The 15,802-nt window shown below is 45.9% G+C and carries 20 protein-coding genes and 1 pseudogene; 3 read left to right on the top strand and 18 right to left on the bottom strand.

The window, feature by feature from the left end; genetic code table 11:
* Positions 1-28: 28 nt before the first annotated feature.
* The 12 genes and pseudogenes from MMY81_RS12555 to acpS form a co-directional block, all read right to left on the bottom strand.
* The gene (locus MMY81_RS12555; protein WP_252313180.1) at positions 29-637 is read right to left on the bottom strand and encodes a PP2C family serine/threonine-protein phosphatase; all 609 of its coding nucleotides are present in this window, start codon (positions 635-637) and stop codon (positions 29-31) included.
* A complete protein-coding gene (sigB, locus tag MMY81_RS12550) occupies positions 637-1,449 on the bottom strand; it encodes an RNA polymerase sigma factor SigB (RefSeq protein WP_120192681.1) in 813 nt (270 codons plus the stop codon). Before sigB ends, MMY81_RS12555 begins: the two co-directional genes overlap by 1 nt.
* Positions 1,394-1,894 carry an anti-sigma B factor RsbW gene (gene rsbW / locus MMY81_RS12545; protein ID WP_120192683.1) on the bottom strand — a complete coding sequence of 167 codons (501 nt, stop codon included), beginning with the start codon at positions 1,892-1,894 and terminating at the stop codon, positions 1,394-1,396. Before rsbW ends, sigB begins: the two co-directional genes overlap by 56 nt.
* Positions 1,894-2,226: an STAS domain-containing protein gene (locus tag MMY81_RS12540; protein ID WP_252313179.1), complete on the bottom strand. Its 333-nt coding sequence runs from the start codon at positions 2,224-2,226 to the stop codon at positions 1,894-1,896. Before MMY81_RS12540 ends, rsbW begins: the two co-directional genes overlap by 1 nt.
* 107 nt (positions 2,227-2,333) lie before the next feature.
* Positions 2,334-3,347, bottom strand: a complete 1,014-nt coding sequence (locus tag MMY81_RS12535) for a PP2C family protein-serine/threonine phosphatase (RefSeq protein ID WP_274622841.1) — start codon at positions 3,345-3,347, stop codon at positions 2,334-2,336.
* 15 nt (positions 3,348-3,362) lie between these two features.
* Positions 3,363-3,772, bottom strand: a pseudogene (locus tag MMY81_RS12530) (anti-sigma regulatory factor).
* A 2-nt stretch (positions 3,773-3,774) separates the two neighbouring features.
* On the bottom strand, positions 3,775-4,131 hold the full coding sequence (locus MMY81_RS12525) for an STAS domain-containing protein (protein WP_120192689.1): 357 nt from the start codon (positions 4,129-4,131) through the stop codon (positions 3,775-3,777).
* 55 nt (positions 4,132-4,186) lie between these two features.
* A complete protein-coding gene (locus MMY81_RS12520) occupies positions 4,187-5,008 on the bottom strand; it encodes an STAS domain-containing protein (RefSeq protein ID WP_120192690.1) in 822 nt (273 codons plus the stop codon).
* A gap of 470 nt (positions 5,009-5,478) precedes the next feature.
* Positions 5,479-5,760: an antitoxin gene (locus MMY81_RS12515; protein WP_120192692.1), complete on the bottom strand. Its 282-nt coding sequence runs from the start codon at positions 5,758-5,760 to the stop codon at positions 5,479-5,481.
* 187 nt (positions 5,761-5,947) lie between these two features.
* Entirely contained in the window at positions 5,948-7,093 is a 1,146-nt protein-coding gene (gene alr / locus MMY81_RS12510) for an alanine racemase (protein ID WP_252313178.1), read from the bottom strand.
* Position 7,094: 1 nt separating this feature from the next.
* On the bottom strand, positions 7,095-8,636 hold the full coding sequence (locus MMY81_RS12505; protein ID WP_252313177.1) for an NAD(P)H-hydrate dehydratase: 1,542 nt from the start codon (positions 8,634-8,636) through the stop codon (positions 7,095-7,097).
* Between the two features lie 12 nt (positions 8,637-8,648).
* On the bottom strand, positions 8,649-9,011 hold the full coding sequence (gene acpS / locus MMY81_RS12500) for a holo-ACP synthase (RefSeq protein WP_252313176.1): 363 nt from the start codon (positions 9,009-9,011) through the stop codon (positions 8,649-8,651).
* Between the two features lie 128 nt (positions 9,012-9,139).
* On the opposite strand from acpS, the gene MMY81_RS12495 reads away from it, so the two are divergent.
* Positions 9,140-9,886 carry a rhomboid family intramembrane serine protease gene (locus MMY81_RS12495; protein WP_252313175.1) on the top strand — a complete coding sequence of 249 codons (747 nt, stop codon included), beginning with the start codon at positions 9,140-9,142 and terminating at the stop codon, positions 9,884-9,886.
* A gap of 279 nt (positions 9,887-10,165) precedes the next feature.
* Here MMY81_RS12495 and MMY81_RS12490 read toward each other — a convergent pair whose 3' ends face one another.
* The 4 genes from MMY81_RS12490 to MMY81_RS12475 all read right to left on the bottom strand — a co-directional run bounded on the left by MMY81_RS12490 (position 10,166) and on the right by MMY81_RS12475 (position 12,549).
* Positions 10,166-10,894 carry a hypothetical protein gene (locus tag MMY81_RS12490; protein ID WP_252313174.1) on the bottom strand — a complete coding sequence of 243 codons (729 nt, stop codon included), beginning with the start codon at positions 10,892-10,894 and terminating at the stop codon, positions 10,166-10,168.
* Positions 10,881-11,357 carry a hypothetical protein gene (locus tag MMY81_RS12485; RefSeq protein WP_252313173.1) on the bottom strand — a complete coding sequence of 159 codons (477 nt, stop codon included), beginning with the start codon at positions 11,355-11,357 and terminating at the stop codon, positions 10,881-10,883. The genes MMY81_RS12490 and MMY81_RS12485 overlap by 14 nt, the downstream gene beginning before the upstream one ends.
* Positions 11,354-11,893, bottom strand: a complete 540-nt coding sequence (locus MMY81_RS12480; protein WP_120192698.1) for an RNA polymerase sigma factor SigX — start codon at positions 11,891-11,893, stop codon at positions 11,354-11,356. The genes MMY81_RS12485 and MMY81_RS12480 overlap by 4 nt, the downstream gene beginning before the upstream one ends.
* A gap of 512 nt (positions 11,894-12,405) precedes the next feature.
* Positions 12,406-12,549, bottom strand: coding sequence for a BH0509 family protein (locus tag MMY81_RS12475; protein WP_120192699.1), 144 nt, complete (start codon positions 12,547-12,549; stop codon positions 12,406-12,408).
* A 179-nt stretch (positions 12,550-12,728) separates the two neighbouring features.
* Here MMY81_RS12475 and MMY81_RS12470 point away from each other — a divergent pair, with 179 nt between their 5' ends.
* A complete protein-coding gene (locus tag MMY81_RS12470) occupies positions 12,729-13,565 on the top strand; it encodes a GerMN domain-containing protein (RefSeq protein ID WP_252313172.1) in 837 nt (278 codons plus the stop codon).
* A 108-nt stretch (positions 13,566-13,673) separates the two neighbouring features.
* Positions 13,674-14,315 carry a PAQR family membrane homeostasis protein TrhA gene (trhA, locus tag MMY81_RS12465; protein ID WP_252313171.1) on the top strand — a complete coding sequence of 214 codons (642 nt, stop codon included), beginning with the start codon at positions 13,674-13,676 and terminating at the stop codon, positions 14,313-14,315.
* A gap of 47 nt (positions 14,316-14,362) precedes the next feature.
* Here trhA and MMY81_RS12460 read toward each other — a convergent pair whose 3' ends face one another.
* The gene (locus MMY81_RS12460; RefSeq protein WP_252313170.1) at positions 14,363-14,974 is read right to left on the bottom strand and encodes a nitroreductase family protein; all 612 of its coding nucleotides are present in this window, start codon (positions 14,972-14,974) and stop codon (positions 14,363-14,365) included.
* Between the two features lie 127 nt (positions 14,975-15,101).
* A complete protein-coding gene (locus tag MMY81_RS12455) occupies positions 15,102-15,671 on the bottom strand; it encodes a CAP domain-containing protein (protein ID WP_252313169.1) in 570 nt (189 codons plus the stop codon).
* Positions 15,672-15,802: the final 131 nt, after the last annotated feature.

Here is a 15,802-nt window from a genome sequence, read left to right as displayed (position 1 = left end):
AAGAGCCTTTCTGTTTGGCAGGAAGGACTCAAGATTCATATAACGACCCTATCAATACAGTACGGTCATCCTTGTTTTTTTGATTCTTCTCTGCTAAATAACGTACGGATACGTCTGTAGACTGAAGATCTATCATCCAGTTATACTCTTCCTGATTTATGGATATGCCATCGGAATGTAGAATAAAGTGCAGATTCTTTTTATAATAGTAGTGTTCAAGACGGTAATGAAATTTGCGGCCGGATAAGAAGCCGGGAGCCGGAAGCGGGCGATGCGTCTTCTCGTCGTCTGCCGCAATAAATGAGCCGATATTTCCAATATTGCCGTATACTACTTTTTTTTCGTCAAATAATACCTTAAGAATAGTGATAACCGTACCGCGTTCTCCGCACAAATGGCGATTGCATTCGTCCATCAGATCCGGAACGGTCCACTCATGATGGTTCCGCAGAATTTCCATTGCAATATTGGAAGATTTGAAAGCAAATTCCCCGCTTCCCAACCCGTCCGCTACCGCGCAGAGAAAATAGTCTTCTGTTTCTACCGCCATAAAGGAATCCCCGCATAGGTGATTTCCTTCTTTTTCTTTCTGGTATACTACGGTTTTCACTTTGTTGTATGTTCTGCTCTCAATCATCACAGACACTCCGAGGGCTCTGTCCGAATGGAATCTCTCAGTTTTTGAAGAGCTCTTCTCTGCAGCCGGGATACGTGCATCTGGGAGATTCCAAGTTTTTCTCCTGTTTCTTTCTGACTTAAGTTTTCGAAATACGTACATTTCAAAATTTCTTTTTCGCGCTCTGTCAGAACGGTAAATGCTTTTTGAAGCAGAAGCTGCTGATCTGTCTTTTCATAGCCTTCATCGGTTGCTCCAACTAAATCAAGAAGCGTAACGGCACTGCCTTCCTGATCGGCTTCGATCGAGCGGTCCACCGACAGCGCCTGATAACTTTTTCCCATTTCCATGGTTTCAAGCACTTCTTCTACGGTCACTTCCAGGTATGCGGCAATCTCGTCCACCTGCGGGGAACGCTGTAGATCGCTCGTAAGCTCTTCCACCGCTTTTTTGATTCTTGGGCCAAGCTCTTTTATACGGCGCGGTACATGAACGCTCCATGTTTTGTCCCGGATAAAACGCTTGATTTCACCGACAATGGTTGGAACTGCAAACGATTCAAAGCTGCGCTCAAAAGAATGGTCGAACCTGCGGAGTGCTGCAAGCAGGCCAATCATGCCAACCTGATAAAGGTCATCATCATGATCCTGTCCGCGGGAAAACTTTCTGGCGAGCGACTGTACGAGCGATTCATAATGAAGAACAAGCTTCGTCTGTACTTCTTCATTGCGGTTATTTTGAAATTCTTCAATCCACTCATACACGTGGGTATTATCTTTATTGTTTCTGCCCCTGCTCTTGTTTGTCTGCTGAGGTCGGGATTCCGTCGACATGCTGCTCCACCCCATCTCTATGAAGGAACTTGGTCATGACGATAGCAACACCTGATTCATTACTGATCTCTACTTTATCCATTAGCGTATCGATAAGGAACAGCCCCAGGCCGCCTTCCTTTAATTCCGAAACGGGCTTGGAACTGTCAATCGGTCCGATGTTTTCGAGGAGGCTGCTGACCTCTGTACTTTCACCTCGGTCTGCCACAATGATTTGGATGCGGTCTTCACGGATAACACAGGAAAGAAGCATGTAGCCTGTTTTCTTATAGGCATGATTCACAACGTTCGTACAGGCTTCCGCTACTGCAATCTTCATGTCTTCGATATCGTCATAGGAATAGCCGGCTCTGCTTGCAATGCCGGAAACAGTAAGACGAACAACGCCTACGTATTCCGCTTTGGCAGGTATCTTCATTTCGAAATGATCTGCATGATCGGTCATTATTGCGTTCCCTCCTTTTTCCCCTCTTCGATGTCTATAACTTCATCCAGGCCTGTAATGGAAAAAAGTCTCATTACCCTTTGGTTTAATCCAACAAGACGAAGCTTGCTGTTGTTGGCTTCCGATGATTTTAAAGCGCCGACGAAAATACCAAGTCCGGTGCTGTCGATATAGCTTACATCCGTAAGGTCAACCGTAACGAGCTGACCGTCTTTTTCTGTCAGCGGTTCTATCGCTTCTTTAAGCTGCGGAGCGGTATAAGCGTCTACTTCACCCTCTATATAAAGAATAGCTTCTTCTTTAGAGTGTTCCGTTTTAATATCTAAATTCATAATATATTTCCTCCTGTTTCCTTTTTGCACCTTATATCTATCTATAGTGAAATAAATGTTTTAGTAACTAGTCGTATCCATTCATTACTTCCCGCTTTTATTTTTTATTAAACCTCTCTTCGGATAATGATCAGCGTAAAGTCATCACGGAGCTGAAATCCCTGAAGTTTCTCCAGCTGATAAAACACATTTTCCACGAGCTGTTGAGCCGGAAGGTGCTTGTACTGGCGGATCAGATTGGTGATCTCCTCACGCTCAATAAACCCGTCATCAGTCCGGCACTCGGTTACGCCATCAGATAAAAGCACAATAAAATCGCCGGGCTCTACTTTTTTGTGGTATTCCAAAAAGCTGCTGTCTCTGCGGATTCCGAGCACAACACCTTTTGCTGATAGTTCGTCAAAGCTGTCTTCTGCATAGTTATAATAAAATCCGGGTTCATGCCCGGCGCCTGAATAATAAAAATGATGGACGCGGGGATCATACGAGCCGTACATCATTGTAATAAACATATTAGCCGCTACGTTCTGCTCTACAACCCGGTTTAAATTCTCAAGCAGCGCGCCCGGCTGCAGCCGTTGTTCCGGATAGCTGTCCATTGCGTATTTAATCATGGACATACAAAGAGCCGCAGGCACGCCTTTTCCGATAATATCGGCAATAGCCAGACCTACGCACCCGTTTTCATCTTTAACAAAATGATAATAGTCCCCGCTCATTTTCGAAGCAGGGACGCTAAGTACTCCAACATCAAGATCCTGTACAAACGGAATCTCTTTAGGCAGAAAGGTCTGCTGCATGCTGGCAGCTACATTAATTTCATTTTCGAGTTCCCGCTGCTTATCCCTCAGGCTCTGGTGTTCCCGGTAGGCAAGACCGTATCCCATCATGACTTCCAGCAGAAATTCAAAAGAATCAACCGCTCCCTCCGGCATATAGGGGAACAGTTCTTCAATCGCTTCTATATGGAGACTCACTACCTCTTCCGGTGAAATTTGATTTTCCAGCACCTTTTTGCTGAACTGCTGGGCATAATATAATCCCTGTTCATTCTTTTCTTTCAGATAGGTGACTAGAATTTTTCTGTATTGTTCCTGCATGAGACTATATGAATCAGCCAAGTGTTAAAACCTCCTTTACCTGAGCCATTTAACTGCCGTTATAACCGTTCCTTCTCCAACGACAGAATCGATATCAAAATCATCCATCAATCTCTTTACGCCCGGCAGTCCGGCTCCAAGCCGCTCCGAAGTCGTAAACCCGTCTTCCATTACTTCCGGATATTTTTGATCCCGGGACCACGGTCTTTTGCGGTGATCTTAATTCCTTTTTTGGCTCCACTGCTGTGATACTTCAATCGTTTCTATGTAATTTCGCCCTTTTCCGCATAGAGATATATGTTTCTTGCCAGTTCGGATATGGCTGTTGTTACACGGGCCTGGTCCACGCTTCCAAAGCCGATTTCTTTTGCAAGATTCCGGCCGGCCTGCCTGGCTGAAACAATCCCCCATTCTGTATGCACTTCAACGCTGGATTGAACACTCATATTCATTCCTCCAGTTCCTGTTGAAGTTTCTCCAAACCTTGTTCAAGGTCCAGAGCGGTAGGGACGTCATCTAAAATAATACCCATATCTATTAAAGTGATGGCAACCGCCGGCTGAATTCCAGTCATCACTACTCTGGCACCCATAAGATTAGACATTTCTACGACGTCTCCGAGAACTTTTGCAATAAAAGAATCAATCATTTCTACTGAGGTTAAGTCGATGACTACTCCTGCAGACCCTTCCTGGTGAATCTTATTTAACAGATCCTCCTGAAACTGAAGGGCGGTCTGGTCATCTAAATCCACTTGAACGGATATAAGCAGATACTGCTGAAGCTTCAATATTGGAATTCGCACGTCGGACCCTCCATTCTATAACTGCTCTGCTGTACTTTCATACATTTCAATCGAATTATACATTAATAATCTGACGCTTTGTAAGCTCCATGCCTGTTTCAATACCTTTGCGGAGACTGCTCTTTGTAGGGAATTTACCCAGGTCAATTCCCAGATTAACTATCGTCTGGGCGATTTCCGGCCTGATTCCTACAAGAATACACTCTGCACCGACAAGCCGTACTGCTTCCGACGCCTGGATAATATGATGAGCTACCATTGTATCCACAACAGGCACCCCGGTAATATCAATAAGCACTACCTGAGAGCGGTGTTCAATAATACCATCAAGCAGGTTCTCCATAATCAGCTTGGCTCTTTCTGTGTCAATCGTTCCAATAAGAGGCATAACGCTGATATTGTCAAACACCGGAATGAGCGGAGCCGATAGTTCTTTTAAAGCGAGGCGCTGCTGGTGCAGCGTGGTTTCCCAGGATCCGGAATATTCATCAACGAGCTGGTTGACCATTTCGTCCACCCACTCTTCAATTTCATAAAATGTTTCATACATTTTTTTGGAGGGGATTTCACTGCCCGAGCTGATGCTTTCCAGCACTACCCGGCGGAAGGTCTGCATTCCTTTAGTGAAGTAGCTTAGCGGCCACCCCATCCGAATCAGCTTCTCAGCAAAGCTGCGCAGAAAAGCACGTCCATCTTCGAGCTCTGCATCGAATGAATTGAAAATCAAGGCAGCAAATTCTTCGTTTGTATCCTGAAAAAGAGTTTTCGGCACTTTCTCTTTAAATACATCGTTTCGCACCAGGGTCATTTTCTCCGACCAGTTTTCCTTTATTTCATTCCGCTGATTATAAATCATTTCTAAAACAGCTGCATGCATAAGTAATTCCTCCACTTGGCCTTTAATTGCTTTTATTTATTTCCATGTCTGCCTGCTCTATTATAAAAACAGCTGTTTGTTCTTACACGCGTGGTTTGTTTACCGATTTGGAAGAGAAAGCTGTCCTTTTTACTCAAAAGATGATTAATCTTTCTGCCACCGGGTATAGAAGAGGACTGTCTTCTATAATACGGTCTTATCTGCATATACATCCTTTTTTACCACAAGTAACACTATTATTTCACGTCTTTCCACCAACCGCAAATATATTGCCGCCTTCTGGAGTATAATTTTCATTATACCAGTCCTTGCAGCAGATTTGCAGAACAAATTGAAGCTGCCCCCGGACAAAACGGGAGTGCCGGCTGTACATACATGTATGTACAGCCGGCACTCCCGACTTTGGATGCTCAAAGTATTAAATAGATAAGTTTAAGGTCTTACAAATTGTGAAATAATAATATAATTGCCTATACCCCGCTTACTAAACGTGTGTCCATAGAATGTTCTGCTTCCGCTTCTGCAACGAAAGATTCTGAAGCAATGTGCAGATTAATCTGCGCCATTTCTACATAACCTTTTTGCATCGATTCACGAGCTTTAATCCGCTGAGATTCTCTCAAATAAAGCTCAGTGGCTTGATGAATGAAATCATCCCGGTTTTCTCTGCCCTGGTCCAAAATACCATCCAGTTCACTGAGCAGATATTCCGGAAGACTCACCTTAATCTGTTTGGTGTTCCTTTCAAACATATCACACACACCTCCAGCGTAAGACCTCAACTGTGCTCACTTCCTACTTCATATAATAGCATTTGTAGAAGCGGTTTGCAAAACCGTTTTTTTCCAATCCGCTTCCGTGCCTGGTCGTTTCTGAGAAAAAGCAGCTGTTTCGGCCGTAATTTTATTGCTCTTTATATCGGCACCACTGTCGGAGAGTTTAGTTTCTGCTGCTTATATATTTTCTTGGAACCCGCTTACTGATCATACAGGGAATTTCATAGGTGATCGTTCCGAGCCGTTCCGCGGCATCCAGCACAGTAATTTCCGCTCCATTATCTTTTCCAATCAGCGTAACCTTTGCACCGGTTTCCTCCGGACCGGAAAGCCGGACCATCATCTGGTCCATACACACTCTTCCAACAATCGGGGCTTTTTCTCCGTTAATGAGCACATAACCTCCATTGGTAGAGTGATGACGGTTCCAGCCGTCCGCATAGCCTATCGGCACCGTGCCGATATATTCTTCTTTTTCAGCTGTATAGGTCGCCCCATAGCTGATGCTTTCCCCCGGACTGATCTTCTTTACCTGAACGAGCCTGCTGTAGAGAGAAAAGGCCGGCTGCAGGTCAAAAGGAAGCTCCTCATTAATTTCCGCAGAGGGCGTTAATCCGTACATAGATATGCCAAACCGGAACATCGTAAAGCAGCGGTCTGGAAACCTCATACCCGCCGCGCTGTTGCCACAGTGTATATACGGCGGCAGCTGCACAATCTTACCGGTAAGCTCCACTATTTCTTTAAATCGTTCATGCTGACTATAAAAATAAGAAGTTTCCTGTTCGTCGGCGGTCGCAAAATGAGTGAAGATTCCTTCCAGGTCAAAAGCAGACTGGGAGCTGACAGCTTCCAGAAAATCGATTATTTCTTCATCGCTCCGCAGTCCGATACGCCCCATGCCGGTATCTGTTTTTAAATGCACGGAAAGTGCCTGTCCCTGCGCCATACAGGCCGCTGCCTTATCCAGCCATTCTTTTTGAAAAACAGTAAGGCTGATATTGTACTGCCGCGCCGTTTCTGCGTCTTCGGGCCTTGTGCGCCCAAGTACAAGAATTGGAAGGTCAAATCCCGCCTCGCGCAGCTCGATCGCTTCTTCCAGAAGAGCCGTCCCTAAAAATACTGCACCTCCCTGCACTGCTGCCGCAGCAGCCTGAACTGCTCCATGGCCGTATCCGTCTGCCTTTACCACCGCCATCACATCGAGCTGCTGACCTGTACTTTGTATAACCTGCTCTACATTACGGGTAATGTTTTCTAAGTTCACTTCCACCCATGTATCTCTATATGAATGCTCTTGAAAAGCCATGTTATCTTCTCCTGTTTTCCTGAAATAGTTGAACGTTTTTTATAGCACGGGGAACATAGGAGGCCAGTTTGGAAGCGCGCAGCGAATAATTCGTTTCTTCCTGATCCACGGCAAGATCTGCTGCATGGCCGTGCAGAAATACAGCATTATTTACCATTGCTGCCGTATCCCCGTCCTGCATCACCTGTCCCAGCAGTATGCCGGTCAACGTGTCGCCCGATCCGCCCTTTGCAAGACCGGCATTTCCGCTTGTGTGCACCGCCTGATATCCTTCGGGAGTGGTGCATATCGTGTTTGCTCCTTTTAAAACGAGATAGCAGTCTGTTTTCCGGGCATACTGTCCCGCCAGCGAAAAGCGGTGTTTGTTTACCTCTCCCGGAGTTGTACCTGCCAGATGAGCCATCTCGCCCGGGTGCGGCGTTAAAACAAGCGGAGCAGTTCTTTCCGAAAGCTCCTGCTCCAGTTCCGGCAGCCAATATAAGGCATCGGCATCGAGAATTAATATTCCTGCTGTTTCCACGAGCGCCCGCCTGACTATTTCTTTTGCTTCTTGTAAACGTCCCAGCCCCGGCCCGACAGCCACGGCATCATAACGATCAAATCCAAAATCCGCCCTGACGCTGTCCTCAGCCAGTTCTCCCTCTTTTTCCGGCAGCCTTAAAAAAGTGGTCTCCGGCACAAGCGGCGCCGTAGTATACATTAGTGATTCCGGGAGGGCTGTTGTTAACAGGCCTGCCCCGCTTTCCAAAGCGGCAAGGGCTGCAATCGCAGGTGCTCCGGCCATATTTTTGGAGCCGCCGATCAACAGTCCCCGGCCGTGCCTGCCTTTATGCGCATTCTCTTTGCGTACAGGAAAGGAGGCCGAAGTCTCCGTCATTCCCCACTCCACGGCTTCACTTCCTGCCTTGTCCCACACTGCATTCGGCATGCCGATAGACACGGTATGCATTTGGCCGTAATATTCTTTAGCCGGAAACAAATACGCGCTCAGTTTGGGACTCTCCAGAATGATTGTAGCATCCGCCTTTACGGCAGAAGAAGGAACATCCTCTTCTCCGGATGGAACACCGGAGGGAATATCTACAGCGACAACCGGTGTGTCTGTTTTTCCAAGAACCTGCACTGCTTTGTCAAAAGGAGGCTTCACTTCTCCCTGGATACCTGTTCCGAGCATAGCGTCAATGATAACGTCATACGAATCTGCCCGAAAGGAAGAAGGATCAAACTGACGCGGTGTAAAACCGGATTTTTCGTAAAGGGTCTGGTGATAGAGAGCTGCCCCCTTTAAGCCATCAGAACTAACGAAATACACATCCGTTCGAATTCCTTCACTTTCAAGCGTTCTCGCTATTGTATACCCGTCGCCTCCATTATTCCCTTTTCCTGCAAGCACCGCTGCATATTGAAGAGCCGGGTACAGTTCTATTATTTTTGCCGCCGCTGCCCTGCCGGCATTCTCCATTAAAAGCTCTTCTTTCATACCGATTTCTTCAATCGCCAGCCTGTCAGCTTCGCGCATTTGTTCTGCTGTGACAACCCTCATTTTTCCACATCCTTACTCTTCTATAATAACCTGGGCGGCTGCCCATTCTCTGCTGTGGGAAATACTCACATGAACTTTAGCATTAGGTAGTCCGTCTACAAACGCATACAGTACAGGCCTGCCGTTCGGTTCATTGAGCACTTCAATGTTCTGGAATCCGTAAGCTTTAGAAATGCCGGTTCCGGCTGCTTTTACAAAAGCCTCTTTAGCAGCAAAGCGTCCGGCTGCATATTCAATTCGACGCTGGCCTGTTAAGCGCCCGAACGCCTCTTTTTCTCTGCCTGTAAACATCCGATCTGCGAATTTATCATTTTTATCCAGCAGCCGCTCTATTCTTTTTAATTCTATAATATCGATGCCGATTCCGTGAATCATAACGTTTCTCTCCTCTTTAAGCAGCGCTGGTCGCCTTCAAAAGATAACTTATGCTAAAATTAAAAAAAGGGCTGACGCTTTTCTATAACGGGCGGCAGAACACATCATTTAATTAAAAGGGGCGCTTTATGTTTATTCGTAATGAATCATTTTATTCATTCAGGAAAAATTATCCGATCGTCTTTTCTCTCGTTATTATACATATCGTCCTGTTTGCCTGGATTAACCTGACGAGTCTGACTAACGGTCTCATACCATTTGGCGATACTATTTTCCAGCTCGGCGTCGGCTTTAATGCAGCAATCGCGGCAGGAGAGTTGTGGCGGCTGATCACCCCTGTTTTTCTCCATCAGGGACTGACTCATGTGATCCTGAATTCCTTTGCTCTCGTGCTTTTTGCCCCGCCGCTCGAAAAAATGATTGGCAGATCCCGCTTCATTATTGTGTATGTGCTGATGGGCCTGCTGGCGAACGTAGCTACGTTCTTTTTAGGCGGCTTGTATTATTCCCACCTCGGAGCCTCGGGGGCCGTGTTCGGCGTATTTGGCATTTACATGTACTTGATCTGGAAACGCAAGGATCTAATAGATGCTGCCAGCGCCCAGCTGATTCTTATACTGACATTGTTCAGCGTTGTTATGACGTTTCTATCTCCTAATATTAACGTATATGCGCATATTTTGGGCTTTTTTCCGGCTTTCTGCTGGCACCTTTCTTTTTGCGGAACGCTGTGCCTTTCTTTAGCGTCCAGCATTATAAAGCTCCGGCCGAAGAGCCGGTTTTTAATCCAAACCGCTGGAAAGGCCGCAGGAAATTCCGTGCCCCTGTCGGACAGAGGCTTCCCAGATGGATCGGGTATGCGTTTGTCGTGTTAATTGTAGTCGGGCTGCTGGCAAGAGCTGCAGAACTTTTCTTTTAAACAAAAAGTCTTTCTGTCCGAAAAAGGACAGAAAGACTTTTTTATTCAAACGTTACCAGATTAGGTGCTTCCGGCACTTCAAGTGATTCTTCCGGAAGCCATTCGGCACTGCTTTCTGTATCTTCTTTGTTGAATGTTACTGTTTCATAGCCAAAATCTGAGGCAGCAAACAGAACAGCATCCGTAAAAATATTACTGTTCCAGCTCTCAGGAAGCTCTGATGATTCGGTAAATGTTACGACAGCATTGGTTCCTTCCCCTGCACTCCGGCTACATCAAGGCCTTCCGGCATTGGTGATTCCAGGGCTTCATTGTCGGGATCGGTTTCCATCTGCTGCAGCGTTTCTTCAAAGGAAAGCAGCTCGCCCTGATCATCTGCGGTCGGCTGGCCGGCTCCTTTTGCACTAACTAATAGAGTAACATCACGGCCGGAGGAGTAAGCGAAGTATCCGCGGTTATCGCCTTCCACCAAATAGTTTTCAAGCAGCCCGTAATTACCAAATTCAACTCCGGGTTCCTCATTTTCTGTAAATAAGACTTCTGAAACGCCTGTATAGCGCAGGCTTTCTTCAAGACTATTTAAAAAACCTTCGCCCTGGGCGCTGCTTAAGCTCTGCTGGGATTCTTCAAAATCAGCCCGCCACGAGTCAGAGGCTTCATCTGTACTGCTCCATTTAATATTCTGGACCAGGGACCCGGAGAGGCCGATTTCATCTCCTGGATAATTACGGTTCAACGCTTCAAAAAAAGAAGGCGCAGACTCTATAGAACCTTCTATTAAAAACGTCACCGGAATCGTAAATCCATTTTCTGCGTCCTGCAGCGGAATCGTTACCGGAACCGTGTCTTCCGCTATTTCACTGGCGGACAAAGCACGGAGATAATCATTTGTGATCCACTCTTCTTCTGCCGGCGGAGTTTCTTCTCCGCTTTCAGCAGCTTCTGATGTTTCAGGCAGGTTCATCTACCTGCGGGGTTTCCAGCGGTTCCTGCTCCACTTCGGCAGTTCCTTCTTCTTCAGCTGCCTCGTTGGAAGAATCCTCGCCGTTTTCTTCCGCTGCAGGTGAATCCGGCTCCGAAGCCGGTTCATCAGGAGGCGGTGATTCCTCTCCTCCGCCCTCTTCAGAAGCTTCTTCCTGTGTTTCTTCCGTTTCAGAAGCCGTCCGCTCCCCGCTCTGCTCTGTATCAGAAGACATCGGCTGGGACTGCGGGATCATGTTAGGAATAATAAGGGCTAACAGCAAAATAGCAAATACTGTCGTAATTCCCGGAACCATCCATTTTTTCGATTTATTCCGGGGCTTTTTTGCTTTTGTCTTTGCCATGACATTGTAGTAAATTTCCTGCCTGCTTCTGCTGTCCCGGATTTCCGGCATCTGCCGAAGCTTGTCTTCTATTGATTTTTGATCGTGTTGCCGCTGCTTCAAGGTTCTACCCTCCTTTGCGTCTCTTCTTCGTTTCCGCCCATAAGATCCTGCAGCTTTTTGATTGCCCGGTGCTGGGTGGTCTTCACTTTACTTTCCGACCATCCCAAAACGTCTGCCGTTTCTTTTATAGATAGAGAATCTACATACCGGAGCATAAGCACCTGCCGCTGATCGGCCGTGCAGTTCTCCATGTATTGATATATTTCCCGGACCTCGTCTTTTGCCGTGAGAATTTCATCCGGCAGCGGAGCTGGGTCTCTTATATCTTCTTTTGAAAGCGGGCCGAGCATGCCTAGCCATTTTCTCTTTTTGCGGTTCTGCTTTCGAATCCAGTCAATTCCAACATGGCGGGCAATAGAATAAAGCCATGTTTTTTCGCTGCTTTTGCCTTCAAAGGAGTCAAAGGAATGAAATACTTTAATGTACACTTCCTGGACCAGCTCTTCGGCTGCATCGCGGTCTCGAACCAGATAAAACAGGTATTGATAAAGAGAGTGGTGATAGCTTTCATACAACCGCTCAAATTCATCTTGCATGATTTACACTCCCATACTTAAGTCGTTAGTTGTTTCATTGTGTTACATCATTTTTCATAAAAAGAGCCGTATTCATATTACAGTTTGATTACATTGATATATTTTGACATGAGAACACTTATCTGGCTACTGCGATACTGCTTAATTATATGTATTTTTATGTAACACCTGCTGCCAAATCACTTTATGCCGGCATACTGCTTCCCGGTGTATGATAAAAACTCTATCAGCACCAGCCATTAGAGTTTTCAGTCGTCTATTTTTTCTATATTAACTTGTTGTGATAAATATATAGCTCCAGTAAATAGCTGCATATAAGAAAATAAGAAGCAGAACAACAAACAAAACTTTTCGATTTGACCATTTCTTCATCATCCACACCTGCCTTATCTGACTGTATTATACCACTTTTATTTCCCTGACGGTGAATCACCTTTTCCTTCTCCTCTGACTGCTTTTTATATCTCACACAAAAAAGGCTTACCTCTTACAAGAAGAGATAAGCCTTTTTGTTATTCCGTTGTTTCGTGGTGGAAATATGTCTGGTCGTAAATATGTTCGATGTCCTCATCTGTCATTTGAAAAAACTGTGTCTCGTCTGTCCCGCGGATTTTAGAAATAAATTGAATCATGTTCTGGCGCTCTCTTCTTTTCATTTTAATTCCTCCTCTGTTTTAATACAGTTTATTTTGTTAAATGTATTATATAACAGATTAAATTTAATCGTCAATACTTTTTTTAAACTATTTTATTTTATCTTTGACGTAACTCTTTTTCTAAAACACCGTCTTATGTTATGAGACTAAATACTTATATAGAAGAAGGGAATGTAAAAATGAAGAAAACAGCATACTTACTAGTTCCATCCGCCTTATTTCTACTAATTCTTTCGGCTTGCGGCACCAGCAGCGAAGCGGAATCTGAACAGGCTCCAGCCGAAGAGGTGAATGTGACGGAAGAAACAGCAGCAGAGGAAACAGAGACACAGAAGGAAGGCGAAGCCCAGGAAGAATCGGAAACTGCCGCAGCGAACGAGGAGGAAGCCGATACCGCAGCTTCAGCTGAAGAGGCACAATCGACTGAAAACGATGAGAGCGGAGAAAATGAATCTTCTGCTGATAACAGTTCTACTGAAAACGCAGCCGAAGAGACAGCACCTGAAACCGAGGCTTCTGTTTCTGAAAGCGAAGAAGCTGATCAGTCCTCTGAAAATACTGTAGAAAAAGAAACCAACGCTCCTGAGGAGGAAAATACAATGGAAGAAGCTGATGGTGTGACGGAAACTGTTACGTTATACTTCTCTGATGACCAGCTTATGGAAACGCTGACTGAAGAACGCAGCGTTACTGCCGACACTAAAGAAAATCTTCCTGCCGCGGCACTCGAAGCATGGATTGCCGGTCCGGAATCAGAGGGTATGTTCTCCCCCGTAAACGCTGATACTACGGTTCAATATGTAGAGAGCGACGGCTCCCAGGCTACTGTTTCCTTTTCTTCTGCTTTTGCTGAATCCAACGTCGGTTCCAGCGGCGATGCTGCCATTATGGAACAGATTGCTTCTATTATGAGCCAGTTCGGCTACAGCAGCACCCAGCTTCTTATTGAAGGGGAAACAAATACCAGCATTTTCGGTCATGTGGACACAAGCAGTCCTATTAAAGCCGGCGAATAAGCTAAACATCCCCGTATCTAATAAAGATACGGGGATGTTCTTTTTTCCAGCGGTGCCGCTGTATGATAAACTTAAGAAAATTCATGCAGGAAAGGGTTTTTACCCGCTATGGCCAATGTTCACACGTTTACCCGCAAAGAAGAAATGGTTAACGCATCTATTCATGCCGTCGGTGTACTGTTCAGTATCGCAGCGCTGATTATTTTACTTATTCAAGCCGGCACTCCAGCCCATGTGGTGAGCGTAAGCATCTACGGATCAACCATGCTGATTTTGTATACCTCTTCCACCCTGGTTCATTTTGTCCAGGAAGGCAAAGCCAAAGACCTGTTTGAAATATTCGATCACGCAGCGATTTACTTGTTTATCGCCGGTACTTACACCCCTCTCCTTTTTCATGCACTTGACGGCGCACTGAGCTGGACGCTGTTTGGCATTGTCTGGGGCATTGCCGTGCTCGGCGTCCTTTTTAAGGTGTTTTTTGTAAAACGCTTTTTGTTTTTATCTACTATATTTTATATTGGCATGGGATGGATTATTATTTTCGCCTGGGGCCCGCTCTCGGAGAATCTTCCGTCCGGCGGACTGGCCCTGTTAATAGCAGGAGGCATTCTCTATACGGCCGGATCCATTTTTTACGTCTGGCGCCGTATCCCCTATCATCATGGGATCTGGCATGTTTTTGTTCTTGCAGCATCGTTTCTGCACTTTCTTGCCATTCTGCTGTATGTCCTGCCGCTGATGAACTAGACCGAAATAAAAACCCCACTCTTTTTTTAAGAGTGGGGTTTCCTGTATTAAAAGGAGTCTTTAATAAGCACATCTTCCACCGGGAAGCGTTTCGATTTACGCGCTTCGCCCGTTTTTCTGCCGACAGAAATGAGCATAACCGGTACATAGCGCTCCGGTACGTTAAATGCTTCTATAAATGCCGCCTTATCAAAACCGCCCATTGGTACAGTATCGTAGCCTTTTTCTTTCGCTGCCAGCATCAGCTGCATCGAAGCGAGAGAAGCATTAATCAGGGCTTCGTCTTTGGCAAAGCCTTCTCTTTCATAGGCTGAATGGATATTAGCGACTAGCTGTGTTTTAATGTCTTCTGTCATTTTTCCTGCGTCTACTGCATCCGTGTAAACGGCATCTGCATGAATATTTGCTTCCAGATCGCCAAGAATGGCAATCGTGGCAGAGCTGTCTGCAACCTGCTTCTGGTTATATGCAATCGGGAGCAGCTCCTGCTTTTTTTCATCGGACGTTACCGCAAGAAACTTCCAGTGCTGCAGGTTCCAGGAGGATCGAGCCTGGACCGCTGCCTCAATAATATCCTGCAGATCCTCTTCCGGCATCTCTGCCTCTGTATCAAACGCACGAATCGACTGGCGTTCTTTCATTAACTCTATTGTTGTCATTTGTCTCAACCTCGCTTTGTTTTTTTGCCATACATATAGTCTCATGAAGCAGATTTTGTTGCAAATAATACGAAATATCCCAAAACAAAAAAATCCTCCCGTTATTGGGAGGATTCTGGTTTACTTATTATCTTGTGACAAACATCTGCGTCCAGTACGTACCGTACTCGCCGCCTTCTGCATAACCGATAGCGATATGCGTGAAGTTTTCATTCATAATATTTTCACGGTGGCCTTCAGAGTTCATCCACGCGTTCACAACTGCTTCCGGAGTGTCCTGGCCGGCTGCGATATTCTCGCCTGCCGCGCTGTAGGAAATACCAAAGGAAGTCATCATGTCAAACGGGCTTCCGTAATTCGGGCTTTCATGGGCAAAATAACCTGCATCGCGGAGATCTTCAGACTTCGCATCTGCTACTTCCGCTAAATCGCCGTAGCTCTGCAGCGGCTGGAGGCCTGCCTTTTCCCGTTCCACGTTGGTCAATCTTACTACTTCCTGCTCAAACTCGGCTTCCGACTCTGATACTTCGCTGTCAGGTGCCGGCTCTGCTGCAGTTTCTGATGGGGCCGCTTCCGCTGACTGATCTGTTGATTCCTCAGCTGCTGCTCCGTCTGTATCAGGGATGGCAATGCTCTGGTTTACAGAAATGACATTTTCATTTGCAATTCCTGGATTTTCTGAGAGAACTTCCTCCACTGAAACACCATGCTCTTCCGCTATGCCAAACAGGGTATCCCCTCCTGGACGGAATATGTCTGTGAAGACTGGGCAAAAACGGCAACCGGGAAAATCATAAGTACTGCTAAAGATCCAACAACTTTTTTCAA

Source organism: Sinobaca sp. H24, from assembly GCF_023845525.1.
This window is presented reverse-complemented; position numbering and strand designations above follow the sequence as displayed.